This is a genomic window from Halomonas sp. NPDC076908 (assembly GCF_050269715.1).
Taxonomy (GTDB): Bacteria; Pseudomonadota; Gammaproteobacteria; order Pseudomonadales; family Halomonadaceae; genus Vreelandella.
Genome location: NZ_JBNNIW010000029.1, coordinates 1 through 24,902, shown reverse-complemented (window position 1 = coordinate 24,902; position 24,902 = coordinate 1). Strand labels below are relative to the sequence as shown.

Sequence of the window (24,902 nt, the reverse complement as noted above, 5' to 3'; positions counted from 1 at the left end):
GTTTTGTAGCCTCTTTATAGCGACAAAGGGTCGTGCAAAGGTAAGGTATCCAGTTCTATCCAACGTTAAGCGTAGGGATAAGGTTAGGATTCGCTTGCTGCTCCTGACCGGGCACTGATGCGGGTGAGGCAAGTCCCAGATTATTTTTCTCAAAGACCCTGTCAGCGCGATAGCTTGAGCGCACTAAGGGGCCGGAGGGAACTTCCATAAAGCCTTTTTCCAGGCCAAGAACGCGATAACGATCAAACTCTTCAGGTGTTACCCAGCGCTCTACGGATAGATGGTTTTTAGTCGGACGCAGATATTGGCCGAGCGTCACGATATCGACGCCGATCTCACGCAGGTCGTCAAAGGTTTGTAATATCTCTTCATCGGTTTCACCCAAGCCGAGCATCAAGCTGGTCTTAGTGATGATATCAGGACGGTAGCGCTTAGCATGGGCAAGCACATCAAGCGTTTTACGATAGCCTGCCCGCGGGTCACGCACGCGGTTTGTTAAACGCTCGACTGTTTCAACATTCTGTGCGAATACCTGTAAGCCGGAATCGACCACTCGCTCAATAGAGGACGTTTCGCCATCAAAGTCGGGGGTTAGCGCTTCGACAACGACATCAGGCGTACGCGCTTTAATGGCACGAATACAGTTGGCGTAATGGGTTGCACCGCCATCGTCCAGATCGTCACGGTCAACTGAAGTGAGCACGATATAACGTAAGCCCATTAGCTCAACCGATTTAGCGGTGTTTTCAGGTTCTTCGTGATCTAACCAGCCCTGGGGGTTACCGGTATCAACTGCGCAGAATCGACAGGCGCGGGTACATACCGACCCCATCAGCATGATCGTAGCAGTACCGTTACTCCAACATTCACCCATATTGGGGCAGTGAGATTCGGCACAGACCGTGCTTAACCGGTGCGTCGCGACATTCTTTTTAACCGCTTCAAAACGCTCGCCACCCGGGATCTGTGCTCGTAGCCACTTTGGCTTGCGCTCAAGAGTAGGGGCTTGTACCTGCTCTTTACGCTGCTTCATGCCATCTTTGATCACCGACATGCCATGTTCATTGCGGTATTTTTCACCACTGGACACGCGTTGGGTGGGGTTATTGCTCATAGTGACAGAGCCTCTCTATTGTGCGACCGGCATGGGATACAAACCTGCCAATTGATGCTTAACGGATCAGTTAATCAATCAGACTAATAGGCGTTAATGTAACATATCTACTAACCAACAAGACACCGCCTGATCCCCTTCAGCATTAGGGCGAAAGCATCGGTATTACTATTGGGCGGTCGTTTTATGGACCATTGACATGTGCTAGTGGACGCCCTATATCGACGTAAGCATTAATGCAATTTCATGCTTCATCGCCAGCGAAAAGCATGCTAACACTGAAGCTTTTGAGCTGCCTAAGCAGGAGATCATTAGTCGCATTGGTGTTATTTGTCTGGGTTAAAGTTCGACGGCATGGCCGATGTAGCCTAAACTATATTGCACTGCAGCATCATTGCTTTCGGGATTGATGCCGATGCATCAACCCAATGGGAGAACCTATGAACTTTCTCGCCAATCCTTTGCTTCCTGATGCCGCTTATACAAGTGAGTGGCTGAAGCAAAAAAATGGTTCCACTAGTATGCCCGGTAGCGAGGCGCTTGTTTCTCTATTTGACCCTTTCGGGATCGGGCGGGCGGCGTTTGATTACTGGCGCGACAGCGTAGAACGCAGCGTTTTATATCTTGATGTAATGCGCGAGCGTGGCAATCAGTACCTTGAGCATATGGAGCAAACCAAGCCCAGTGTGCTTGGCTTCAATACCGAAGTATTGATGGACGGGCGGACATTGCCACGGCCAACCAACTATGAGCTGTTGCGTGTATTGCCCCATGAAGGTACTGAGATTGATCTAAAGAAACGCCCCTTTGTTGTCGTAGATCCGCGCGCAGGGCATGGGCCAGGGATTGGTGGTTTTAAACCCGACAGTGAGCTGGGTGTGGCGCTTAAAGCAGGTCACCCCTGCTACTTTATTGGTTTTTTGCCATTCCCAGAGCCGGGACAGACCGTTGAGGATGTGGTCGAGTCCGAAATTGCCTTTTTACGCCACGTGATTGAGTTGCATCCGGAAACCACTGAAAAACCGATGGTGGTGGGCAATTGTCAGGCGGGTTGGCAGCTAATGATGGCGGCGGCACTTGAGCCTGACGTGTTTGGCCCTATCTTGATAGCGGGGGCGCCGCTCTCCTACTGGGCGGGTGAGCATGGTAAAGCGCCGATGCGCTATACCGGTGGTATGTCGGGAGGAAGCTGGATGACTGCGCTCGCCAGTGATCTCGGTAACGGCCTTTTTGATGGCGCTTTGCTGGTACAAAACTTTGAGCGTCTTAATCCTGCGAATACCTACTGGAAAAAGCAGTACCACCTTTATGACAATATCGATACAGAAGCAGGTCGATACCTCGAGTTTGAGCGCTGGTGGGGCGGTCATGTCGTTCTAGGTGGGGAAGAGATTCAATATATCGTCGATAATTTGTTTATTGGTAATCGTCTGTCTACTGCGCAGTTGGTAACACATGATGGGCGTCGCATAGACTTGCGCAATGTGCGTTCGCCAGTCGTGGTCTTCTGCTCGCGTGGGGATGACATTACCCCACCGCCCCAAGCCCTGGGCTGGATTCGTGATTTGTATGAAGATGTCGATGATATTATTGCCAACGAGCAGACCATCGTCTATTGCCAGCACGACACGACTGGTCACTTGGGCATTTTTGTATCCGGCAGTGTATCGCGTAAAGAGCATACCGAGTTCACGGCGAATATGGATTATATCGACGTGCTGCCCCCAGGCTTATATGAGACGACGATAACGTCTGCGAAAGAGGGTGAGGATGCAGCGTTATTTGAGCGGGATTACCTACTTGAATTCCAGGCCCGTGATTTTACAGAGCTCGATAATGCTGTCATGCACAAGCTTGAAGACGACCGTCGCTTCGCAACAGTGGCGCGTATTTCTGAAATAAATCTTGGCATGTACCGGCTGTTCGTTCAGCCCTGGATAAAAGCTGTGATTACGCCAGAGTCCGCGCGGTTCATGCGTCGCATGCACCCGATCCGTATGGGCTATAAGCTGTTGTCGGATCGCAATCCGCTGTCAGTGCCGCTACCTGTGATGGCGGATGCGATACGCAAAAATCGCCATCCAGTGTCGCAAGATAATTTATTCAAAACGCTTGAAACCATGGGTTCAGACCAGTTGGTTGCTAGCCTGAACGCGATGCGTGATTTGCGTGATAGCAATACTGAAAAAATGTTTATGGATATCTATGGCCAGCCGCTTCTGCAGGCTGCCGTTGGCCTCTACGGGGATGCCCATGTTCACCGTATTCGTCCGGGCGCTGAGCCTGAACACCGTCGCTTTGTTAAGCAGCGTCAGGAGGCATTGCGTGAGAAGATCGCTAACGGTGGCGCCCATGAAGCGGTGATGCGTTCAGTGATTTATGTGTTGGGTGGTGCTCCGGCCACAGATGAGCGTAACTTTAAGCGCTTGCGCGCCTCGCGGTCAGAGCTTGAGCCAGGCATTAAGCTTAGTGAGTTTAAGCACCTGGTGCGTGAGCAGTTTTTTATTTTAAAATTGGATCGCGAAAAGGCGTTGGACTCACTACCTGACTTGCTTGCTGGCCAAAGTAACAGCGATATCGACGGCCATATAAAACACCTTGAGCATGTGTTTGGCGCCAGTGGCGAGCTTTCTGAACATGCCGCTGAGCGTTTTGCTCAGATCAAAGCGTTATTTGATAAAGCGCGCCCACGTAAAGCGGTAACGCCAGCCAAGCCCAAAGCTCAAGCTAAGCCAAAATCGGTTAAAAAAGAGGCTAAACCTGCTGTCAAGGCGCCAGTCGCGGATGCCAAAGCAGAGGTTACCGCTAAGCCTATGCCTAACGCCGTTAAACCAGCTGCAGACAAGCCTAAAACGGCAAAGGCCAAATCTGAACCTAAGCCAGCGACAACCAAGCCTGCGGCTTCGAAACCAGCAGCAGCCGTTAAGCCTGAGCCTTCTAAGCCAACGGCTACCAAGCCTGAGGCAGCGAAGCCAACAGCAGTGGCCAAAGCTGAGTCTGCCAAGCCAGCGGCGGCTAAATTATCATCGGTGAAGCCAACCGCAGCAACTAATGATAAGGCGTCTAAACCCTCGACTCCTAATGAAACAGAAAACAAGCAAACGCCAAAGTCTGATAACGCTAGCGGGCCTGATAAGACACCGAAAAAACCCTAAAACAGTGCCTTAGCTCAACGCGCCCCCGCCTATCTGGTGGGGGCGTTTTGTTTGTTTCAGCGCTTTTTGGGTTGCCGTAAAGCCAGTGTCAGTCTAGTGTCTAGCTACTCTTTGTCTGAAATTTAAGGATTCTCGCTGCTACTCGGTTGCTACTGGCGCTTAGCCAAGGGCTGGGGTAGGGTAGGCGCATTTTTTCATCCGTATCATTTCACGGGCGGTTGTATCCCGATGATACGGCACCGAATTCAGAGCACGTGCGAGACAGCCCGTGCATTAGGAAATGGAGCACTATGGGCAAGTCACTGGTCATCGTCGAGTCGCCAGCTAAAGCGAAGACGATTAACAAATATCTCGGCAACGATTTCATCGTAAAGTCGAGCGTAGGTCACATTCGTGACCTGCCGACCAGCGGCTCAGGTAAGGCAGCCTCCGACCCTCAGGAGCGCGCACGCCAAGCCGCAGCGACACGTAAGATGTCGGCGGAAGAGAAAGAAGTTTATAAAAAGCGTAAAAGCCAAGATCAGTTAATTCGTCGCATGGGCATTGACCCCAATAATGGCTGGGAAGCTCGCTACGAGGTGCTACCCGGAAAAGAGAAAGTCGTTGCCGAGCTGAAGAAGCTAGCCGAGAAAGCTGACGCTGTTTATCTCGCAACGGATTTGGATCGCGAGGGGGAGGCCATTGCTTGGCACCTTCGCGAGACTATCGGTGGTGATGACAGCCGTTACAAGCGTGTTGTTTTTAATGAAATCACTAAAAATGCCATTCAAGATGCGTTTAAAGCCCCTGGTACGCTCAATATTCCCCGGGTCGAGGCGCAGCAGGCGCGACGCTTCCTCGACCGTGTAGTGGGCTTTATGCTTTCGCCCTTACTATGGGCAAAAGTGGCGCGAGGCCTGTCAGCCGGTCGTGTGCAGTCGGTGGCGGTTCGCTTAATCGTTGAGCGTGAACGTGAAATTCGGGCGTTTATCCCTGAAGAGTTCTGGGATGTACACGCCGACCTGGCCTCACCAGAGGGCGAGCTGGTGCGCTTTGCATTGGTACGTCAAGACGGAAAGGCTTTCCGACCTACGTCGGAAAAAGACACGCTGGCGCGTATTGAAAAGCTTAGAAAAGCCAAGTTGGCAATTACCTCTCGTGAGGATAAGCCCACTAGCTCCAAGCCTACTGCACCCTTTATTACCTCTACCCTGCAGCAGGCGGCGAGTGGCCGGTTAGGATTTTCTGTTAAGAAAACCATGACCATGGCTCAGCGTCTCTATGAGGCGGGTTACATCACCTATATGCGTACCGACTCGACCAATTTGTCGAAAGACGCGGTGGAAAGTGCACGCAGCTACATTAGTGAAGAGTTCGGTGAGCGCTATTTGCCAGAAGCGCCTAATCGCTACAGCAGTAAAGAGAGCGCCCAAGAGGCTCACGAAGCTATTCGCCCCTCCAGTGTTGAACGGAAAGCCACCGATTTAGCCGGTATGGAGCGTGACGCTGAGCGACTCTATGAGCTGATCTGGCGCCAGTTTTTGGCCTGCCAAATGACCCCCGCACAGTATCTATCAAGCACGTTAAGTGTCGAGGTAGATGGCTATGAACTGCGTGCTAAAGGCCGTGTGCTGAAATTTGACGGCTATACGCGGGTGATGAAGCCCAGCGGTAAAAATGAAGATCAGAGCCTGCCTGATTTACCTAAAGGCATGCCCATGGCGCTAGATGCGCTTGATCCTCAGCAGCACTTCACCAAGCCAGCCCCCCGCTACACAGAAGCGAGCTTGGTCAAAGAGCTTGAGAAGCAGGGAATTGGTCGTCCTTCTACCTACGCTTCAATCATTTCGACGATTCAAGACCGTGGCTATGTGAAGCTGGAAAACCGCCGCTTTTACGCTGAAAAGCTGGGCGATATCGTCACCGAGCGGCTGAAAGAGTCGTTCCCTGACCTGATGGACTTCTCGTTCACCGCGCGTATGGAAGATAGCCTGGATGAGGTGGCTGAGGGTGAGCGTAACTGGCAGGCGCTGCTAGATGCTTTCTATGGCGAATTTCGTGAAGAGTTGACTAAGGCTGAAAGCGAAGATGGGATGCGCCCCAATCAGCCGGTGCCGACGGATATCGACTGCCCGAGTTGTGGCCGTCATATGCAGATTCGCACTGCTTCAACGGGCGTTTTCCTGGGTTGTAGTGGCTACAATTTACCGCCCAAAGAGCGTTGTAAAACCACTATTGACCTTATCCCCGGAGAAGAGGCTGTTGCTGAAGATGCGGGCGAAGAGGCAGAAACTAACGCATTGCGCGCTAAGCGTCGCTGCACCAAGTGTGGCACGGCGATGGATAATTACCTGATTGATGAAACGCGTAAGCTGCACATCTGCGGTAATAGCCCTGATTGTAATGGCTATGAAATCGAAAGCGGCAAGTTCAAAATCAAGGGCTACGATGGCCCGGTGATCGAGTGCGATAAGTGCGGCTCCGAGATGCAGTTAAAGTCAGGCCGCTTTGGTAAATACTTTGGCTGTACCAACAGTGAGTGTAAAAATACCCGCAAACTGTTGAGAAGCGGTGAAGTGGCGCCGCCGAAGATGGACCCAATTCCCATGCCAGAGTTGGCGTGTCAGAAGGTGGAGGATCATTACGTGCTGCGTGATGGTGCGAGTGGTCTGTTCTTGGCGGCGAGCAAATTTCCTAAAAACCGCGAAACACGACCACCACTGGTGAAAGAGCTGAAAGCGCACGCCGACGAGCTGCCGGAGAAGTACCACTTTATTCTCAAGGCGCCCAGTGAAGATCCGGATGGTCGTCCTGCTCAGATCCGTTATTCACGCAAGAGTAAAGAGCAGTTTGTGATGACCGATGAAGAGGGCAAAGCAACGGGCTGGAAAGCAATGTTTGATGGCGGCAAATGGCACGTGGAGGATAAGCGTAAGTGAGTTCTCGTTCGCGCACCAATCAGCTGCTTTATCAAGCTGAGCTGCTTGTCACTATACCCCCTGGCGATGATGAGCATGCTGCTGCTCGTCAAATGGCGTTGGAAGAGAGCGCCTTGGCGCTCTTCGAGCTGGCGTTGTCGTCACTGCTGCGTGAAGTGACAGAGCATGCGCGTTTAGATGAACAGCGCTGGCACGTACTGCTCGCTCAAGATGGGCCAGCGCTGGCAGAGCTGCAGCGTCTGCGCGACTTGAAAGAGCAGCCAGAAAGCTGGTTGAATTGGTTGACGATACAGCTAGAGCGCTTGCACAGTAGTGATGGAGCTGCGTGCCGCTCTGTTCGAAATTCAGCTATGATTGCCGTGGGTAGCTATGTAGCGCTGCGTCAGCAATTATTAGAAAACTTGTTAGCAGCAAAGCGTGAAATAAGCGCTCTGCGTGAAACCAGCATGGAGTGGTGAAAGGCTTGGCTCACTAATCCTCAGTCAAGTCACTACAAGGCTAGATACGAAAAGGAGGTCACAATGCGCTATAATCAAATCAAAGATTTAGTGGAGTGGGCAGCAGGTTTCCATGCGCGTATGGCGCGTCAATATAGTGATGCAGCCGATAATGCAGACGATGAACGTTTACAAATGGCGCTAACCTACTTAGCCAGCCGCGAACTTAAAATGAAAACGGGCCTTGAAGATCTTTTTCATGATGGTTCTGACCATTCGAAAGTATTGGAAACGTGGTTCGATGAGTCTGGAGAGTTTCCGGAACCCCCTGAACTGGATCTCCTTGCGGAACAGACGGTAACCGGTTCTATTGAAGATGCCATGAAAACTGCAACGACAGCGCACCAGCGGTTGCAGTCAATGTATGAGCATCGTGCTTTACGTGCCAGAATTGAGCCCGAAGCAGAATTCTTTGATTCGCTAGCAGTAGGGCACCATGCAGAGATCCGTCATATTGTGGCGAGCATGGAAGAGTTGCTGGGCATTTAAAGAAACATTTTGCCAGTGATAGCAGTAGACTTTGCCTGCACAGGGGAAAGCGATATTACGTATGTGACAAAATTACTAACAGCGCGTGTGGGAATAAGGTATAAATGCCACCTGAGACGCCTAGCCGCTCAACCATCGGTTCATTTGTTTCGAGAGCTACCATGATTCCTGTCAATCGCCGCCGTTTTTTAGCCATGACGCTCAGTTTGCCAGCTGTTGCCAGTGCTGCTGTCAATACGCCGACTTATACCAGTTCCCCTGATTTAATTGAGACGCTGCTAACCCGGGCACATGTTCCACGGCATAGCAACGAATTATGGGTATTGGTTGACGATCAAGAGGCGGCATTAAGTGTGTTCCGTGGCAATGAATTAGTCGAGCGGTTTGCGCCTATTTCTTTAGGGCGCTCAGGGGCTAAAACGCAACGTACCCGCGGTGGAAATGTGACACCATTAGGTGAATTTCGTATCAATCGTTTTAATTACGAAAGCCAATGGCGTATTTTTATGGGTGTTGACTACCCAACGCCACCGCACGCACGTATGGCGTTGGAAAAAGGTATCTATTCTCAAACTGACTATGAAAATTACTTCGATTATTATCGCCGTAATGGCTATCCTCCGCAGAATACGGCGCTTGGCGGGGCGATCGGCATTCATGGGCTTGGCAGTGCAGATCCTGATATTCATGGACGACATCATTGGACTCAGGGCTGTGTGGCTGTTACCAACGCACAAATTGATCGCTTGGCAGAGCTAGTGAGTGTTGGCATCCGTGTAGTGATCCGTTAAGCTAGCGCCGTTGAAGGAAATTTTAGGTTTTAAACTAGTGGCTATAGACAACCGCTGTGGTCTATTATAAAACAGCGTTTGACTTACGTGCCTCACAGCACAAGTCGCAGTAAAGAACCTGCACCGCAGGTAGACAAATTTAAGCTAAGCATTTAGCCTTACCTTTGTCATACCCTTAATGTAGTACCCAAGGACGACTCAAGGAGAACACTATGACTCTGAAAAATACTCTGAAAATGACTGCTGCTGCCGCTTCTTTGGCAATTCTAGCTGGTTGTGCTTCTACCGGCGCTCTAGAAGAAGTTCGCTTGACTGCAGAATCTGCACAAGCTGACGCTGCAGAAGCACGCAGCATGGCTTCACAAGCTATGAACACTGCTAACCAAGCCCAGCGCGATGCGCAGGCTGCTCTGCAGATGTCTGAGCAGAACCGTGAAGAAATGAACCGCATGTTCCAGCGTTCCATGCAGAAGTAATTCTGCCTGGAGCTGCTGGGGAGTCATCAGACTCTCTCAGCGGTTGCTGTAAGTAGTTATGCATGTAGTGGTTATATATGTGGTAGCTACGCAAAAAACCCCGCCTCGGCGGGGTTTTTGGTTACTTCAGTTTTTTTCAAATAGCGGATCAGGCTTCATCTTCAGCGCTGGATACTGCCGCGTTAAGCTCAACCTCGTTAAATAGCTCTACAGGCTCAGGCTCAGGCTGCGGTGCTTGCGGGCCATGTAGGGCAATGAACTGGCCGTTTGGCGTTTCTACAGCGCGTTTGACCTGTTCTGGGTCAATCTCAACTTGATCTTCAGTCAGTGCCGTTACCCGCTGAAGTGCGTTGAGCATTGGCTCGAAGTCGCCGACGTTCTCTTCCAACTGCGGGAAGGACTGAACGAATAGCGTGCCATCTTCAGCCCAGCCTGCTTTGAAAGGTGCATCCATCAAATTAACTTGGGTGCCGCTAGGCAGGCGGTCATAAAGTGAAGCAATATCTTCGGGGTACATGCGAATACAGCCACGGCTGGCGCGCATACCAACGCCGTCAGGGCGGTTGGTGCCATGAATCAAGTAGCTAGGCATAGCCAGCAGAATCGCATGCTCACCGAGGGGGTTGTCGGGGCCAGGCGGCACAATGGCAGGCGCAGGTTCACCACGAGCGGCAGCTTCACGGCGCATCGAAGCAGGTGGAGCCCAGGCAGGGTCTTTGACCTTAACCGTGGTGCGTGTAATGCCGACAGGTGTTGCAAACTCTTCACGACCCACACTTACAGGGTAGGTTTCAACAATGCCAGGATTGTTAGCCGGGTAGTAGTAAAGGCGCAGTTCAGACAAATTGACGACAACACCTTCACGGGGTGCTGGTGGCAGTAGGTATTCGGAAGGAATAACCACTTCAGTGCCTAGGCCAGGAACCCAGAGGCTGACATCAGGATTGGCCATGCGGATCTCTTCATAGCCAATATTGTGCCGCCGAGCGATATCAATCAGTGTCTCGTCGGGGTTCTCCACTACCACAGTATAGCGCTCGCCAATCACATCACCGCGTTCTGGTATGCGGTAATGGCCGCGGGGTAGCTCATCACGGGCAGCAACCTGTTCTGCACTGTCAACGGCATCAGCGCTAAGCGCTTGAGCTTCATTTTCTGGCTGTTGTTCGCTAGCGGGTTGCGCGTAGGCAGGCCCTGCAAGGCTAGCCGCTAGCAGAACCGCGAGGCTTGTTGGGCCCCAAAGGTTGAAAGTTTGGCGAATGTTCATGGTCGTTCCTGGTGTGTTAGTACACGGTTAATGCGCGTGGTGGTAGCCAGTACGGCGATGGCATAGTGCAAGTTTGCCCCAAGCGTCACGCCGCCGCTACTTTTTGATTAAGCGTGCTGAGTAAGTTTTCAAGTTGCTGGAAGCGCTGATCAACACTTTCCATTGATAATTCAAATCTTAGTGTGTCGGCGCCATCTAAACGATACTGTTTTGGCGAGGTTTGAATGAGTTTTACAAGGGTCATAGGATCGACCTGGGTGCTGCTAGCAAATAGCAGCCTGCCACGGCTTTCGCCTGCCTCCATACGGCTAATCCCTAGCTGTTCGGCACGATGGCGAAGCTTAGTCTGACGAATAAGGTTCTTCAGTGGCGCAGGCAGTAATCCAAAGCGATCAATCAGCTCTACTTGCAGCTCTTTCAGTTCGCCATCACTTTGAGTGTTGGCGATGCGCTTATACATCACCAGCCGCTGCTGTACATCGTGAATATAATCACTTGGGATTAGCGCGGGCAGGTTGAGGCTAATTTCTACGCCGGTATTGAAGGGCGCATCAATATTGGGTGTTTTACCTGCGCGAATGGCTTTCACCGCTCGATCTAACATCTCCATATAAAGCGTGTAGCCAATGGTTTCCATCTGGCCACTTTGCTCATCACCTAGAAGTTCGCCAGCGCCACGAATTTCCATATCGTGACTTGCCAGGGTAAATCCAGCGCCTAAGTCATCCGAGGCACTAATGGCTTCAAGACGCTTAATCGCATCCCGGGTCATCGCTTTGGGAGGAGGGGTAAGCAGATAGGCGTAGGCCTGGTGATGACTGCGGCCAACCCGGCCACGTAACTGATGCAGTTGTGCCAAGCCAAATTTATCAGCGCGCTCAATAATGATGGTATTTGCGCTAGGCACATCAATGCCTGTTTCAATGATCGTCGAGCATACCAGCACGTTAAAGCGCCGGTGGTAGAAGTCCGACATGATGCGTTCCAGACTGCGCTCAGGCAGTTGGCCGTGGGCAACCCCTATGCGCGCTTCTGGGATTAATTCGCGGATTTTTTCTGCCGCATTCTCGATTGTCTTAACTTCATTGTGCAGTACGTATACCTGGCCGCCGCGTAGTATTTCACGCAGCAGGGCTTCTTTAATGACGCTGGCTTCATGTTGCTGCACGAAGGTTTTGACCGACAGACGACGGGCAGGCGGTGTTGCGATAATGGAAAGGTCGCGAATGCCGCTCATGGCCATATTCAAAGTGCGTGGAATAGGGGTAGCGGTGAGGGTTAAAATATCAACTTCCGCGCGCAGTGTTTTAAGCTTCTCTTTTTGCGCTACGCCAAAGCGGTGCTCCTCATCGATAATCAGCAGGCCCATTTTGGGTAGCTCAACGCTTTTCGAGAGCAGTTTGTGGGTGCCGATGACGATATCCGTTTGACCGTTTTTAATACTTTCCAGCGTTTGGGTCATCTCTTTGCCGCCGGTGAAGCGAGAGATCAAGCCAATGTTAACGGCGGTGTCGGCAAAGCGGTCACGGAAGTTTTCGAAGTGTTGGCGCGCCAGTAGGGTGGTTGGCACCAGTACTACCACCTGGCGGCCAGACTGAACGGCTAGAAACGCCGCACGCATGGCAACTTCGGTTTTGCCGAAGCCGACATCGCCGCATACCACGCGATCCATTGGCTGCGGCGATGTCATATCACTGATTACCGCTTCAATCGCCGCATGCTGATCGGGCGTTTCTTCAAACGGGAAATTGCCCGCAAAGCGTAAGTACTCTTCGCCGGGCGCTTCGTAGACCACCCCCTGCTGTGCTTCCCTGCGTGCGTAGACGTCAAGCAGTTCGGCGGCAGTATCGCGGATCTTCTCGGCGGCTTTGCGCCGCGCTTTTTCCCACTGGTCGGAGCCAAGCTTGTGTAAGGGTGCCTGCTCATCATCGGCGCCGCTATAGCGTGAAATAAAGTGGAGGTTATCTACGGGTACGTAGAGTTTTGCGCCATCGGCATAAGAGAGCGCTAGAAACTCGTTGGCCTGGCCGCCAGCCTCCAAGGTTTCCAGCCCTAAATAGCGCCCTACGCCGTGGGCCTGATGCACGACCGGAGCCCCTTCACGTAGCTCTGAAAGGTGGCGGACGGCTAGTTCATTGTCATCCGTGACTTTTTCGCGCCGGCGGCTTTGGCGTACCACCTCGCCAAACAGCTCGGTTTCACTGATCACCGCGAGACTCGGCGTGTTAAGCCAGAGCCCGCTATCTACCAAGCCTTCAGTAATTGAAAACTGGTCGTTGCTGGCTAAAAACGCATGAAAGCTATCTGTATGGGGCAGCGATAGTTTTAGCGGTGCGAGCACCTCTTCTAGCGCTTCCCTTCGTCCCCGTGACTCTGCCACAAACAGAACACGTGTTTGCGGGTGCGCCTTCAAGAAACCAGCGATTTCAGCTAGCGGCTGCTTGGCCCGGGCGTTAATCGCCAGCGGAGGAAGTGGGGAGGCTTCAGGCAGATGTGCATGGCGCTGTTCGCTATCTTCAGTGAGTTCAATGCGTGGCAACGCTTTAATTGCTGAGAACACATCGTTGACCGGGAAGAATGCCCGGTGGGGAGGAAGTAAAGGGCGTGTAGGATCAACGCCCAAATTGACATAGCGAGCGTCAATTGATTTCCAGTGTAGTTCAGCGGCGTGAAAAACATCTGGCAGCAGCGCGACCCGGGTATCGTCGGTCAGGTGGTCGAAAAGCGACGCGGTTTGTTCAAAAAATAGCGGCAGATAGTGCTCCAGCCCCGGGGAGGGAATGCCTTTCAAGGCATCGTTGTAGAGTGGGCACTGGCGCGGGTCAACGTCGAATAAGGTTTCAAACTGCTCGCGAAAGCAGGCTATAGCGCTGCGGCTGAGCGAGTATTCGTGCGCTGGTAATAGCTCAAGCGTCTCAATTTTATCGGTGGAGCGCTGATTGCTGGGATCGAAGTGCCGCAAGGTATCAATTTCATCGTCAAATAAATCGATACGAATGGGCTCATCCATGCCCATTGCAAACAGATCGATCAGCGCGCCCCGCATGGCGTACTCTCCAGGCTCGTAGACGGTTTCTACGGCGCGATAGCCTGCGCGTGATAGCGATTCGCGGAACGCTTCACGATTCAGGCGTTCACCTGTTTTAAGCGTCATTACCCGGCCAGCAATGTACTCCACCGGCGGCAGACGCTGCATAAGCGTATTGATCGGCACCAGAACAATGCCGCGTACGCCATCTTGCAGTTGGCGCAGCGTGCGTAGCCGGGCGGAAACAATATCCTGATGAGGCGAAAAACTGTCGTAGGGCAGCGTTTCCCAGTCAGGGAAGGGGAGCACCGGAACATCGCTATAAAAGTTAAGGTCTTGCTCTAAGCGCTGCGCGCTAGCCGTATTAGGCGTTATCACTAATAGTGGCGCGCTAGTCGCCACCCGTGAAAGCGCCAGAGCAGTCGCGCTGCCCGGTGGCGATGTCCAGTAAAGCGTATCGCGAGTCCCTTGGGGCTGGGAGGGTTCGAGCAGAGAGAACGTCGGCATAATCAAGATATCGTTTTGCGCTGAACGGAAACAAGATCATACACGATCGTCCGTTGCAGTTAGAGGGTCACCGCTAATCGTTAGCGGTTTAATCGGTGAGTTTAGCGATAGGGACTAGAAGCAGAGTTTGGAAAAAGGGTTTAGAAGCCGGGTTTAAAAACAGGGTTTGTAGTGAGATTGGCATTTCTGTAATAACCCTACATGTTGTGCGACCATCCATTCATTGCGGGGACACCGCTTGGCCCGGATAATGCACAACGAATATTTTAAGATTACTCGGTTTATATCGTTTTTTTCATCGCCCTATTTTTAACTACCTTATGAGGCCGCACGTGAGTCAGCAAGCTCTCGAAAACGTTTTTCAAGAATGGCAAGGCAACGAAGCCCTGGCTGAACAGATGATCCCATTAGTGGGGCAGCTCTATCGTCAGAACAATGTCGTTGCCACCATGTTCGGACGTTCGCTGATCAAACGGTCGGTTATTCGTATTCTTAAAGACCACCGTTTCGTACGTAAAATAGAGGGTACTGAGCTCTCCGTAGAAGATACCTACCCGGTTATTAAAACCATGGTTGCGCTGAATCTTGGTCCCGCGCACGTGGATGTCGGCAAACTAGCAGTATTGTTCAAGCGCCAGGGCGGTGGCGATGTAGAAGCCTTCTTGCGCAAAGAACTGCACGAAATTATTGATGGCTATCAGCCGGGTGCCAGTACAGGCGAGCCGCAGGATGTGGTGCTTTATGGGTTTGGCCGCATTGGTCGGCTATTGGCACGTGTCATGGTTGAAAAGGCCGGTGGCGGAAACCTGCTGCGTTTGCGCGCCATTGTGGTTCGTGGCCGTGGCGATGTTGCCAAAGATCTTGAAAAGCGCGCGAGTTTGCTGCGTCGTGATTCAGTGCATGGGCCGTTTGACGGCACCATCATGGTCGATGCCGAGGCGCGGACGTTAACAGTGAATGGCAACGTCATTCAGGTTATCTATGCTGATTCGCCTAGTGAAATTGATTACACCGCATACGATATTAATAACGCAGTGATTGTTGATAATACCGGCATCTGGCGTGATGAGGAGGGTCTGGGCCAGCACTTAAAGTGTAAAGGTGCTGCCAAAGCGCTGCTTACCGCGCCAGGTAAAGGCGATATCAAGAATATCGTATATGGCATCAATCATGATGTGATCGGTGATGATGACCTGATTGTTTCAGCGGCATCGTGTACTACAAATGCTATCGTGCCGGTGCTCAAGGTGCTTAACGATGAGTATGGTGTGGTCAATGGTCATGTTGAAACCGTCCATGCTTATACCAACGACCAGAACCTGATTGATAACTATCACAAAGGCGATCGTCGTGGGCGTAGCGCGGCTCTGAACATGGTGTTGACCGAAACCGGTGCTGCAAAGGCTGCCGCTAAGGCGTTACCTGAGCTAGAAGGTAAGCTAACAGGGAATGCTATTCGCGTGCCGATCCCCAACGTTTCAATGGCCATTCTTAATCTGACCTTGGATAAAACCACCGATGCCGTCGCGCTAAATGATTACTTGCGTCGTATGTCGATTGAGTCTGCCTACCAAAAGCAAATTGACTTTGTTGATTCCGCGGAAGTGGTTTCATCAGACTTCGTTGGCAATCGTCATGCAGGCATCGTGGATGCCAAAGCGACGATTGCTAACGGACATCATGCTGTCATTTATGTGTGGTATGACAACGAATTTGGCTATAGCTGCCAGGTAGTTCGTATTTTGCAACAGATGTCTAATGTGCGGTTCCTAAAGCTACCGCGCTGATAGGTAAGCTTAGGATAGCCCTTATACCGGGCTTCCAAGCTGTTTTATGTTATGCACGCCACCTTCGGGTGGCGTTTTTTTGTCTATATAAAGCCATTTGCCGATGTATATAGCACTTTGGGAGATCATCAGGGATGTGGTCATTGGACGCGCTTATCTTTATAATACGATGGATTTTTCGGGGTGGTCCAAGTGTAGCTTGGGCTTGACTGGTAATAATCTGAGCAGAAAATAACAATTCACTGAACAGAAATTAAACATTCTAAACCCTTACCTTCGTATATCCGATCCAACAACTGGGCGAGACTATGATCGAAGTCAAAAAAGGCCTGGATCTCCCCATCACGGGAGCGCCTGAGCAGCGTATTGAAGATGCGCGGCCTGTGCGCCATGTGGCAATCCTGGGTACTGACTATGTTGGCATGAAGCCAACTATGGAAGTTCAGGAAGGGGATAAGGTCAAACTGGGCCAATTGCTCTTCACCGATAAGAAAATTGATGGTGTGCGTTTCACAGCGCCCGCTGCCGGTGAAGTGCTGGCAATAAACCGTGGCGAAAAGCGTCGTTTACTGTCTGTCGTTATCAAAATTGATGAAAGCGAAGAAGCCGTTGAATTCGCTGCTCATGATCGTCAAGCGTTAGCGCAGCTTGAGCGTCAGGTCGTTGTCGACCAACTGGTAGAATCAGGACTGTGGACCGCACTACGTACACGTCCTTTCTCACGTACGCCAGCTATTGATAGTACCCCAGCCGATATCTTTGTCACCGCCGTGGATACTCATCCGCTTAGCCCTGATCCTGCGCTGATCATTAATGAACAGTCACAGGCATTTGAAGACGGACTCAAGGTGTTAGCGCGCCTTACCGAGGGCAAAGTCTTCCTGTGTACAGGTGCTGACGCTTCTATTCCTGGCGGTGATGTTAGCGGCGTTCAAGTTGAAAGCTTTGCAGGTCCGCATCCGGCTGGTCTTGTCGGTACGCATATTCACTACCTATCTCCGGTAGCGTTGCACAAAAAGGTGTGGCACATCGGTTATCAGGATGTGATTGCGTTCGGTAAATTGTTCGTTGAAGGCAAGCTAGACATGAGCCGTGTGGTCGCTATAGGCGGTCCACGTGCTGAGAAAGGCCGTCTATTGCGTACTCGGGTTGGTGCAAGTACCGATGAACTGTTAGCAGGCGATGTCATCAAACCCGAAGACACTCGCGTAATTTCTGGCTCTGTTTTCTCCGGCTTTACTGCTGAAGGCAAGCTTACTTACTTGGGGCGCTTTAGCAACCAAATCAGCCTAATTGAAGAGGGCAACAAGCGTATCTTAATGGGTTGGCTATCCCTTGGCGCAGATCGACACTCGGTGCTTGGTATTTATCTTTCCAGGATAAAAGGACTGCGTGATTATGCGCCGACAACCTCAACTAATGGCTCCGAGCGTGCCATGGTACCGGTTGGATCGTATGAAGCAGTGATGCCTTTAGATATTATGCCGACTCAGCTGCTTCGTTCGCTGATCGTGGGCGACATTGAGGTTGCCATGCAGCTTGGGTGTCTTGAGCTGGACGAAGAGGATCTGGCACTGTGCACGTATGTTTGCCCCGGCAAATACGAGTATGGCCCCATCCTGCGTGATAATCTCACCATGATCGAGAAAGAGGCCTGATAATGGGTATCCAACGAACACTCGAGAATCTCGAGCCGCACTTTCATAAGGGCGGAAAGTACGAGAAGTTCTACCCGTTGTTTGAAGCGGTAGATACTATTTTTTATTCGCCTCCAAGCGTCGCTAAAACGACAGCGCATGTACGTGACGGTATTGACCTGAAACGCATCATGATCACGGTATGGCTATGTACCTTCCCGGCCATGCTGTTCGGTATGTGGAATGCTGGCTGGCAGGCTAATGTCGCCATTGATGCGGGCTATGCCTCTATGGGTGGCTGGCGCGAAGCAATCATGATGACCCTGGCCTCAGGGCATGATGCCAACAGTCTGTGGGCAAACTTCGTTTTAGGTGCGACTTACTTCTTACCCATCTACTTAGTTACCTTTGTAGTGGGTGGTTTCTGGGAAGTACTGTTTGCCATCAAACGTGGCCATGAAGTCAACGAAGGTTTCTTCGTAACGTCTGTGCTGTTTGCATTGGTTCTGCCTTCAACTATACCCCTTTGGCAAGTTGCCTTAGGTATCACCTTTGGTGTGGTTATCGGTAAGGAGATTTTTGGCGGTACCGGCAAAAACTTCCTCAACCCAGCGCTTACTGGTCGTGCGTTCCTGTATTTTGCTTATCCGGCACAAATCTCCGGTGATGAAGTATGGGTTGCCGCTGATGGCTACTCGGGAGCCACCGCGCTTTCTGTGGCCTTCCAGGACGGTATGACGGCATTGACCAACTCCCTTAGCTGGTGGGACGCATTCCTGGGCTTTATGCCCGGCTCGGTAGGTGAGGTCTCGGCGCTGGCCATCTTTATCGGTGGTGCGGTATTACTGTGGACCGGTATTGCATCGTGGCGAATCATGCTTGGGGTGTTCCTGGGTATGGTAGTGACCAGCACACTGTTCAACCTGATTGGCTCCGAGACTAACCCGATGTTCGCCATGCCGTGGTACTGGCACCTTGTGATTGGCGGCTTCGCGTTTGGTATGGTGTTTATGGCAACGGACCCTGTGTCTGCTTCCATGACCAACCAGGGGCGTTTGGTGTTTGGCGCGCTAATCGGTGTGATGACGGTGCTGATCCGCGTGGTGAACCCGGCCTTCCCGGAAGGCATCATGCTGGCCATCCTGTTTGCCAACCTGTTCGCACCGCTGATTGACCACATGTTCGTCCAGGCCAATGTCAAGCGCCGTCTCAAGCGTACTGGCACACCGGCCGAGGAGACTGCCTAATGGCACAAGGTAACAACTCCATCAAGAAAGTACTGATCGTAGCGTTTTCGCTGTGCATCGTGTGCTCGGTCATCGTTTCGACGGCGGCCGTGGCACTGCGCCCAGCGCAGCAGCTCAATCAGGAATTAGACCGTAAAACCAATATCCTTAACGTGGCGCGTTTATACGAGCCGGGTACGGATGTCGAGGAAGCGTTCCGGACCCAAATCACATCACGTGTGGTTGAACTTGAAACCGGTGAGTATACCGATGAGTTTGACCCTGAAACCTTTGATGGGTTTGAAGCAGCGCGTGACCCGGCAACCGGCCGCACGTTGTCTGGAGACCGTGACATTGCGGGGCTTTCTCGGGTTGAAAATTACGCGACGGTTTATCTGGTCGGTGATGCAGGCGACCCAGACCAAATCGTTTTGCCGATTCGTGGACAAGGCCTGTGGGGCCGGATGATGGGCTTTTTGTCGATCGAAGGTGACGGTAATACTATTATCAGTATTACCTACTATGACCACAGTGAAACGCCGGGCTTGGGCGGTGAAGTGAACAACCCACGTTGGCAGGCTCAGTGGGAAGGTAAAGAGATTTACGATGAAGAGGGCGACCTCTCACCGGCCATCCGCCTGAGCAAAAGCGCTAGTGGTGAAAATGAAGTAGACGCGTTATCCGGTGCAACGCTCACCAGTAATGGTGTGACCAACATGCTGCAGTTTTGGTTGAGCGAAGAAGGTTTCGGTCCATACCTTGCGAAATTCCGCAGTGGTACTGAGCTGGAAGACGCCGATAACACCGATACCGACTTCGAAGACGGTGAGGGGGCTTAATCATGGCGGACGTAAATGCAAAAAGCGTTTTAATAGCGCCTATTTTTCAGAACAACCCCATTGCACTTCAGATATTGGGGATCTGTTCTGCGCTGGCAGTAACGACCAGCATGAGCGTGTCGTTGGTAATGGCGTTAGCTGTTATTTTCGTCACATCGCTCTCAAGCTTTTTCGTATCACTGATTCGGAATCATATTCCTTCTTCGATCCGTATTATTGTGCAGATGACGATTATTGCTTCATTGGTAATCGTGGTTGACCAGATCCTCAAAGCCTATGCTTATGAAATGTCCAAGCAGCTGTCGGTATTTGTGGGTCTGATCATTACCAACTGCATTGTAATGGGTCGTGCGGAAGGCTTTGCCATGTCCAACACCCCCGGCATGTCTTTCCTGGACGGTATCGGGAATGGCTTGGGCTATGGGTTCGTGTTGCTGGTGGTTGGCTTCTTCCGTGAACTATTGGGTGCAGGTAGTGTGTTCGGTTTTACTATCCTGCCTACCGTTCAAGATGGTGGCTGGTATGTGCCTAACGGTCTGCTGCTGTTGCCTCCGTCCGCCTTCTTTATTATCGGCCTGATGATTTGGGTTATGCGCTCAATCGATCCAGGGCAGGTAGAAGAGACGGAGTTCAAGATGAAGGAAAACTCCAAGCCACAGGAGGCTGTGTAAAATGGAACACTATTTAAGCCTTTTCGTCGCTTCGGTCTTCGTCGAAAACATGGCGCTGGCCTTCTTCTTAGGCATGTGTACTTTTTTGGCGGTGTCCAAGAAAGTCTCTTCTGCCTTCGGCCTGGGTATCGCCGTTATCGTTGTACTGACCGTAACGGTTCCGGTTAACAACCTGGTATTCACCTATCTGCTCCAAGAAGGTGCATTAACCTGGACCGGTATTAGCGGTGCTGAGAACATTGATCTTTCATTCCTTGGCCTGCTCTCCTATATCGGTGTTATCGCTGCCCTTGTACAGATCATGGAAATGTTCCTTGATAAGTACGTGCCTGCGCTCCACAACGCATTGGGTGTCTTCCTGCCGCTGATTACCGTTAACTGCGCCATCCTAGGTGGCGTACTGTTCATGGTTGAGCGTAACTACAACTTCGGTGAAGCAGTGGTTTACGGCTTTGGCGCAGGAACAGGTTGGGCGTTAGCGATTACTGCACTGGCAGGTATCCGTGAAAAGCTGAAGTACAGCGATGTGCCGGGTGGCCTGCAAGGGTTGGGCATTACTTTCATCACCGTAGGTCTGATGTCATTGGGCTTTATGTCCTTCTCTGGTATTCAGCTCTAAACGGAGCCGGCTTTCCTGGCGGTGCTTAACGACACCGCCGGGTTACAGGAAACCTCCAGCAATAGGAAACCGACATGGTTGATACAACTGTCATCTTGCTCGGTGTTGTCATGTTCACGATCATCGTTATCAGCTTAACGGCGATCATCTTGGCAGCGCGAAGCAAGCTCGTGAGTAGCGGGGACGTGACCATTGAGGTCAATGGCGATCCCGAGCATACGTTAACGACCCAAGCCGGTGGCAAGCTACTAAACACGCTTGCTGCTAACGGCATCTTCCTCTCTTCTGCGTGTGGCGGTGGCGGCTCTTGCGGCCAGTGCAAATGTCGCGTGGAAGAGGGCGGCGGCTCTATTCTGCCGACCGAAGAATCACACTTCACCATGCGTGAGAAAAAAGACGGCTGGCGTCTATCTTGTCAGGTGCCTGTTAAACAGGACATGAAGGTAGAAGTGCCTGAAGAAGTCTTTGGTGTGAAAAAGTGGGAGTGTGAGGTTATTGCTAACCCCAACGTTGCCACGTTCATCAAAGAGCTGAACCTAAAGCTGCCTGAAGGTGAAGAAGTAGCCTTCCGTGCGGGTGGTTATGTGCAGCTGGTGGCACCGCCTTACGATATCAAATTCTCTGATTTTGATATTGAGGAAGAGTATCGTGGTGACTGGGAAAAATTTGACATGTTCAAAATTTCCCACAAGAACAATGAGGAAGTGATTCGCGCTTACTCCATGGCGAACTACCCTGATGAAAAGGGTATGCTCAAGTTCAACATTCGTATCGCCACACCGCCTCCTGGCACCGACCATCCGCCCGGCCTAATGTCTACGTTCGTGTTTAACCTTAAAGAAGGCGACAAGGTCACGGTAATGGGGCCGTTTGGTGAGTTCTTCGCCCGTGATACCGATGCCGAAATGATCTTTATTGGTGGTGGTGCGGGAATGGCGCCTATGCGTAGTCATATTTTTGATCAGCTGAAGCGCTTGAAGTCTGACCGTAAGATCTCTTTCTGGTATGGCGCACGTTCCTGGCGTGAGACCTTCTACAACGAAGAGTATGACCAGTTAGCCGAAGAGTTTTCGAACTTTAAATGGCACTTGGCGCTTTCTGATCCGCAGCCGGAAGACAACTGGGAAGGGCCGACAGGCTTTATCCATAACGTCTTGTATGAAAACTATCTGAAGGACCACCCGGCGCCTGAAGATTGTGAGTACTACATGTGTGGGCCGCCAATGATGAACGCCTCCGTTATTAAGCTGCTGCTTGATATGGGCGTTGAGCCTGAAAACATCCTGTTGGATGATTTCGGTGGCTAATCTATCGGTATGAGATCGATAGTAGTGATAAGCGGGGCTGGCCTTTTGGCTGGCCCCGTTTGTGTATCAGTCTGGGTATTTTAATTTGTGCAGTTGATTCGTTATCGATAGTTTTTAGCTGATAGTGTCAGTTAATCGATTAGCCTCGCGCTGATAACGCAAGGCCAGCTGAGGTATAATCGAGTAACGATCATTATCCGTGTGGCACTTATCTGATCCGCTGATGTCGGCAGATGAGGCAAATAACGTAAAGATAAACAGTGTTGGGAGATTAATATGGCGATGTGGCTACTGGTATTTGGCTTTATGGCACTGATCATGACCGCCATGGCGGTTGGGGTCATTATGGGCCGCAGGCCTATCGCAGGTTCCTGTGGTGGTTTGAATCAAATAGGTATGAAAGATGGCTGCGATATCTGTGGTGGCAAGGATGAAGTATGCGAAGAAGAGAACCGCAAGCGTGGCAGTATTCGTCGGCGTAGCGATGAAAGCCGTGGTGCCGACCTAGGCTATGATGCAACTCGTCGATAAAAATAGGTAGTAGTTAGTTAACGAGACACGCTTAATAAACGGATATAGGAGACGCAGAAGGTATGGCGGTTCACAATTATGATGTCGTGGTGATCGGTACGGGGCCTGCAGGAGAAAGCGCTGCGATTAACGCTGCTAAACACGGTAAGCGCGTGGCGATTATTGAAAAGCAGGCTCAGGTAGGGGGTAATTGTACCCACTGGGGCACAATTCCTTCTAAAGCGTTACGCCATCAGGTTAAACAGATTATGGCGTTCAACACTAACCGCATGTTCCGCGATATTGGTGAGCCACGTTGGTTCTCTTTTCCTAAAGTCATGGAGCGTTCGCGCGGTACCATCGACAAACAGGTAGAGATGCGTACTACGTTTTATGCGCGTAATCGGATTGATTTGTTTCATGGTGTTGCGCGTTTCAAAGATGAACACACTCTGCTCGTTAGAGACCGTCAAGAGGGTATGGAAGAGCTGGTAGCCAAGAAAGTTGTGATTGCCACCGGATCACGCCCTTATCGACCAGCAGATATAAACTTCCGGCACCCGCGCATTTATTGCTCCGATACTATCTTAAGCCTCAACCATACGCCGCGTACCCTGGTGATTTTTGGCGCTGGGGTGATTGGCTGTGAGTATGCGTCAATCTTTTCGGGTTTAGGCGTCAAGGTTGATCTGATTAACAACCGCGATAGCCTGCTCTCTTTCTTGGATGGCGAAATTAGCGACGCGCTCTCTTATCACTTGCGCAAGCATGGCGTGCTGGTGCGCCACAATGAAGAGTATGACAGCGTTGAAGGAGATGAGTCTGGCGTTGTCGTGCGGCTTAAGTCGGGCAAAAAAATTCGCGCGGATGCTTTTTTGTGGGCTAACGGCCGCACAGGTAATACCGATAGCCTAGGTCTAGAAAACATCGGCCTCACGCCAAACGGGCGCGGTCAATTAAGCGTGGATGAGCACTACCGTACGGACATTCCACATATCTATGCAGCCGGCGATGTGATTGGCTGGCCGAGTCTGGCAAGTGCGGCTTATGATCAAGGCTTAAACTCATGTAATGAGCTGCTTGATAAAGAGTTTAGATTCGTCAGTGACGTACCCACCGGGATCTATACTATTCCCGAGATTAGCTCCTTTGGTCCTAATGAGCGAGAACTAACGGAAGCCAAAGTGCCTTACGAAGTTGGCAAAGCGTTCTTCAAAGATACCGCACGAGCGCAAATTACCGGCGATACGGTGGGTATGCTTAAGATCCTGTTTCATCAGGACACGTTGGAAATACTTGGGATTCACTGTTTTGGTGATCAGGCGTCTGAGATTCTGCATATCGGTCAAGCGATTATGCAGCAAAAGGGCGATGCTAATACGCTTAAATACTTTGTTAATACTACTTTTAACTACCCCACCATGGCAGAGGCATATCGGGTCGCAGCGCAAAATGGCCTTAACCGAGTATTTTAAAATTCTCTGTATTTAATAGCAGCTATGAGTCACTTGATTAGCTTATAAGTTGATGAAAGTAATTTTTCTTTAGGGTGGTGGTAGCTGGAATATAAATGGGTGGCAGCATGCTTTCTACGCGGTTGCGCCCATTAGTTTTAGCCGCATAGAGCGCTTTATCTGCAAAGGAATAAAGCTGTTCGAAATTGTATTTTGCCCCGTAACAAGTTGTTACGCCAATACTAATGGTAGGCCTTAAACATAACGTAATGCCATTCAGCTGCATATTTTCGATTTCAAGGCGTAACCGATCGGCTACCTGAAGTGCATCATAGGTATGCGTATTGGGCATTAATAGGCAGAACTCTTCGCCGCCAATCCTCGCTAATGTAAGTGGTTATGCAAAAGTTATCGAGTTACTTTTTCCGTAATTATCACATACGTTTTTGACCGCTTCACAGAGCTTGTCGAACGAACTGTAGGCTGTCAGCGGTAACCACTTGTATTTGATTTCACGCCAAAGAATTTCGATCAGGTTCAGCTCCGGCGAATAAGGCGACAGATATACCAGATGAATGCGGTGTGCCATCCAATCGATGATTTTGCGCTG

Annotated in this window: 20 protein-coding genes; 15 read left to right on the top strand and 5 right to left on the bottom strand. The window is 51.1% G+C overall.

What is annotated here, in order from left to right; genetic code table 11:
* Positions 1-55: 55 nt before the first annotated feature.
* Entirely contained in the window at positions 56-1,114 is a 1,059-nt protein-coding gene (gene lipA / locus ACQKE4_RS15385; protein WP_427389235.1) for a lipoyl synthase, read from the bottom strand.
* A 440-nt stretch (positions 1,115-1,554) separates the two neighbouring features.
* On the opposite strand from lipA, the gene ACQKE4_RS15380 reads away from it, so the two are divergent.
* From ACQKE4_RS15380 to ACQKE4_RS15355, 6 genes are all read left to right on the top strand, one after another.
* The gene (locus ACQKE4_RS15380) at positions 1,555-4,269 is read left to right on the top strand and encodes a DUF3141 domain-containing protein (protein ID WP_427389234.1); all 2,715 of its coding nucleotides are present in this window, start codon (positions 1,555-1,557) and stop codon (positions 4,267-4,269) included.
* Positions 4,270-4,559: 290 nt separating this feature from the next.
* Positions 4,560-7,187: a type I DNA topoisomerase gene (gene topA / locus ACQKE4_RS15375; RefSeq protein ID WP_427389233.1), complete on the top strand. Its 2,628-nt coding sequence runs from the start codon at positions 4,560-4,562 to the stop codon at positions 7,185-7,187.
* On the top strand, positions 7,184-7,645 hold the full coding sequence (locus ACQKE4_RS15370) for a DUF6586 family protein (RefSeq protein WP_427389232.1): 462 nt from the start codon (positions 7,184-7,186) through the stop codon (positions 7,643-7,645). Before topA ends, ACQKE4_RS15370 begins: the two co-directional genes overlap by 4 nt.
* 63 nt (positions 7,646-7,708) lie before the next feature.
* Positions 7,709-8,173 carry a 2-hydroxyacyl-CoA dehydratase gene (locus tag ACQKE4_RS15365; RefSeq protein WP_427389231.1) on the top strand — a complete coding sequence of 155 codons (465 nt, stop codon included), beginning with the start codon at positions 7,709-7,711 and terminating at the stop codon, positions 8,171-8,173.
* A 161-nt stretch (positions 8,174-8,334) separates the two neighbouring features.
* Positions 8,335-8,964, top strand: a complete 630-nt coding sequence (locus tag ACQKE4_RS15360) for a L,D-transpeptidase family protein (RefSeq protein ID WP_427389230.1) — start codon at positions 8,335-8,337, stop codon at positions 8,962-8,964.
* A gap of 212 nt (positions 8,965-9,176) precedes the next feature.
* Entirely contained in the window at positions 9,177-9,440 is a 264-nt protein-coding gene (locus tag ACQKE4_RS15355; RefSeq protein ID WP_427389229.1) for an Lpp/OprI family alanine-zipper lipoprotein, read from the top strand.
* A gap of 148 nt (positions 9,441-9,588) precedes the next feature.
* Here the strand turns inward: ACQKE4_RS15355 and ACQKE4_RS15350 are convergent, their stop codons facing one another.
* Positions 9,589-10,707: a L,D-transpeptidase family protein gene (locus tag ACQKE4_RS15350; RefSeq protein ID WP_427389228.1), complete on the bottom strand. Its 1,119-nt coding sequence runs from the start codon at positions 10,705-10,707 to the stop codon at positions 9,589-9,591.
* 85 nt (positions 10,708-10,792) lie between these two features.
* Positions 10,793-14,242: a transcription-repair coupling factor gene (gene mfd / locus ACQKE4_RS15345; RefSeq protein ID WP_427389227.1), complete on the bottom strand. Its 3,450-nt coding sequence runs from the start codon at positions 14,240-14,242 to the stop codon at positions 10,793-10,795.
* Positions 14,243-14,574: 332 nt separating this feature from the next.
* Here mfd and ACQKE4_RS15340 point away from each other — a divergent pair, with 332 nt between their 5' ends.
* The 9 genes from ACQKE4_RS15340 (at position 14,575) to sthA (ending at position 24,313) form a co-directional block, all read left to right on the top strand.
* A complete protein-coding gene (locus tag ACQKE4_RS15340) occupies positions 14,575-16,029 on the top strand; it encodes a glyceraldehyde-3-phosphate dehydrogenase (RefSeq protein ID WP_427389226.1) in 1,455 nt (484 codons plus the stop codon).
* A gap of 308 nt (positions 16,030-16,337) precedes the next feature.
* Positions 16,338-17,687, top strand: a complete 1,350-nt coding sequence (locus tag ACQKE4_RS15335; protein ID WP_427389225.1) for a Na(+)-translocating NADH-quinone reductase subunit A — start codon at positions 16,338-16,340, stop codon at positions 17,685-17,687.
* 2 nt (positions 17,688-17,689) lie between these two features.
* Positions 17,690-18,913, top strand: a complete 1,224-nt coding sequence (locus ACQKE4_RS15330) for an NADH:ubiquinone reductase (Na(+)-transporting) subunit B (protein WP_427389224.1) — start codon at positions 17,690-17,692, stop codon at positions 18,911-18,913.
* A complete protein-coding gene (locus ACQKE4_RS15325; RefSeq protein ID WP_087107504.1) occupies positions 18,913-19,731 on the top strand; it encodes a Na(+)-translocating NADH-quinone reductase subunit C in 819 nt (272 codons plus the stop codon). The genes ACQKE4_RS15330 and ACQKE4_RS15325 overlap by 1 nt, the downstream gene beginning before the upstream one ends.
* A 2-nt stretch (positions 19,732-19,733) precedes the next feature.
* On the top strand, positions 19,734-20,402 hold the full coding sequence (locus tag ACQKE4_RS15320; RefSeq protein WP_087107502.1) for an NADH:ubiquinone reductase (Na(+)-transporting) subunit D: 669 nt from the start codon (positions 19,734-19,736) through the stop codon (positions 20,400-20,402).
* Position 20,403: 1 nt separating this feature from the next.
* On the top strand, positions 20,404-21,021 hold the full coding sequence (nqrE, locus tag ACQKE4_RS15315; RefSeq protein WP_427389223.1) for an NADH:ubiquinone reductase (Na(+)-transporting) subunit E: 618 nt from the start codon (positions 20,404-20,406) through the stop codon (positions 21,019-21,021).
* Positions 21,022-21,095: 74 nt separating this feature from the next.
* The gene (gene nqrF, locus ACQKE4_RS15310; protein WP_427389222.1) at positions 21,096-22,328 is read left to right on the top strand and encodes an NADH:ubiquinone reductase (Na(+)-transporting) subunit F; all 1,233 of its coding nucleotides are present in this window, start codon (positions 21,096-21,098) and stop codon (positions 22,326-22,328) included.
* 276 nt (positions 22,329-22,604) lie between these two features.
* Complete coding sequence (gene nqrM / locus ACQKE4_RS15305; RefSeq protein WP_290840488.1) at positions 22,605-22,859, top strand: (Na+)-NQR maturation NqrM; 255 nt, start codon at positions 22,605-22,607, stop codon at positions 22,857-22,859.
* Positions 22,860-22,921: 62 nt separating this feature from the next.
* Positions 22,922-24,313, top strand: coding sequence for a Si-specific NAD(P)(+) transhydrogenase (gene sthA / locus ACQKE4_RS15300; RefSeq protein ID WP_427389221.1), 1,392 nt, complete (start codon positions 22,922-22,924; stop codon positions 24,311-24,313).
* A 37-nt stretch (positions 24,314-24,350) separates the two neighbouring features.
* Here sthA and ACQKE4_RS15295 read toward each other — a convergent pair whose 3' ends face one another.
* Both ACQKE4_RS15295 and ACQKE4_RS15290 read right to left on the bottom strand, forming a co-directional pair.
* Positions 24,351-24,671 (bottom strand): GGDEF domain-containing protein, encoded by a 321-nt coding sequence (locus ACQKE4_RS15295; RefSeq protein WP_427389262.1) that lies wholly within the window; start codon positions 24,669-24,671, stop codon positions 24,351-24,353.
* An 18-nt stretch (positions 24,672-24,689) separates the two neighbouring features.
* Positions 24,690-24,902 (bottom strand): transposase (locus ACQKE4_RS15290; protein WP_427389220.1); only part of this gene is annotated, 213 nt, incomplete at its 5' end.

Bases quoted from the DNA above. Each gene is read 5' to 3' on its own strand.
- lipA (WP_427389235.1), bottom strand. From the start codon at position 1,114: ATGAGCAATAACCCCACCCAACGCGTGTCCAGTGGTGAAAAATACCGC.
- ACQKE4_RS15380 (WP_427389234.1), top strand. From the start codon at position 1,555: ATGAACTTTCTCGCCAATCCTTTGCTTCCTGATGCCGCTTATACAAGT.
- topA (WP_427389233.1), top strand. From the start codon at position 4,560: ATGGGCAAGTCACTGGTCATCGTCGAGTCGCCAGCTAAAGCGAAGACG.
- ACQKE4_RS15365 (WP_427389231.1), top strand. From the start codon at position 7,709: ATGCGCTATAATCAAATCAAAGATTTAGTGGAGTGGGCAGCAGGTTTC.
- ACQKE4_RS15360 (WP_427389230.1), top strand. From the start codon at position 8,335: ATGATTCCTGTCAATCGCCGCCGTTTTTTAGCCATGACGCTCAGTTTG.
- ACQKE4_RS15355 (WP_427389229.1), top strand. From the start codon at position 9,177: ATGACTCTGAAAAATACTCTGAAAATGACTGCTGCTGCCGCTTCTTTG.
- ACQKE4_RS15350 (WP_427389228.1), bottom strand. From the start codon at position 10,707: ATGAACATTCGCCAAACTTTCAACCTTTGGGGCCCAACAAGCCTCGCG.
- mfd (WP_427389227.1), bottom strand. From the start codon at position 14,242: ATGCCGACGTTCTCTCTGCTCGAACCCTCCCAGCCCCAAGGGACTCGC.
- ACQKE4_RS15335 (WP_427389225.1), top strand. From the start codon at position 16,338: ATGATCGAAGTCAAAAAAGGCCTGGATCTCCCCATCACGGGAGCGCCT.
- ACQKE4_RS15330 (WP_427389224.1), top strand. From the start codon at position 17,690: ATGGGTATCCAACGAACACTCGAGAATCTCGAGCCGCACTTTCATAAG.
- ACQKE4_RS15325 (WP_087107504.1), top strand. From the start codon at position 18,913: ATGGCACAAGGTAACAACTCCATCAAGAAAGTACTGATCGTAGCGTTT.
- ACQKE4_RS15320 (WP_087107502.1), top strand. From the start codon at position 19,734: ATGGCGGACGTAAATGCAAAAAGCGTTTTAATAGCGCCTATTTTTCAG.
- nqrE (WP_427389223.1), top strand. From the start codon at position 20,404: ATGGAACACTATTTAAGCCTTTTCGTCGCTTCGGTCTTCGTCGAAAAC.
- nqrF (WP_427389222.1), top strand. From the start codon at position 21,096: ATGGTTGATACAACTGTCATCTTGCTCGGTGTTGTCATGTTCACGATC.
- nqrM (WP_290840488.1), top strand. From the start codon at position 22,605: ATGGCGATGTGGCTACTGGTATTTGGCTTTATGGCACTGATCATGACC.
- sthA (WP_427389221.1), top strand. From the start codon at position 22,922: ATGGCGGTTCACAATTATGATGTCGTGGTGATCGGTACGGGGCCTGCA.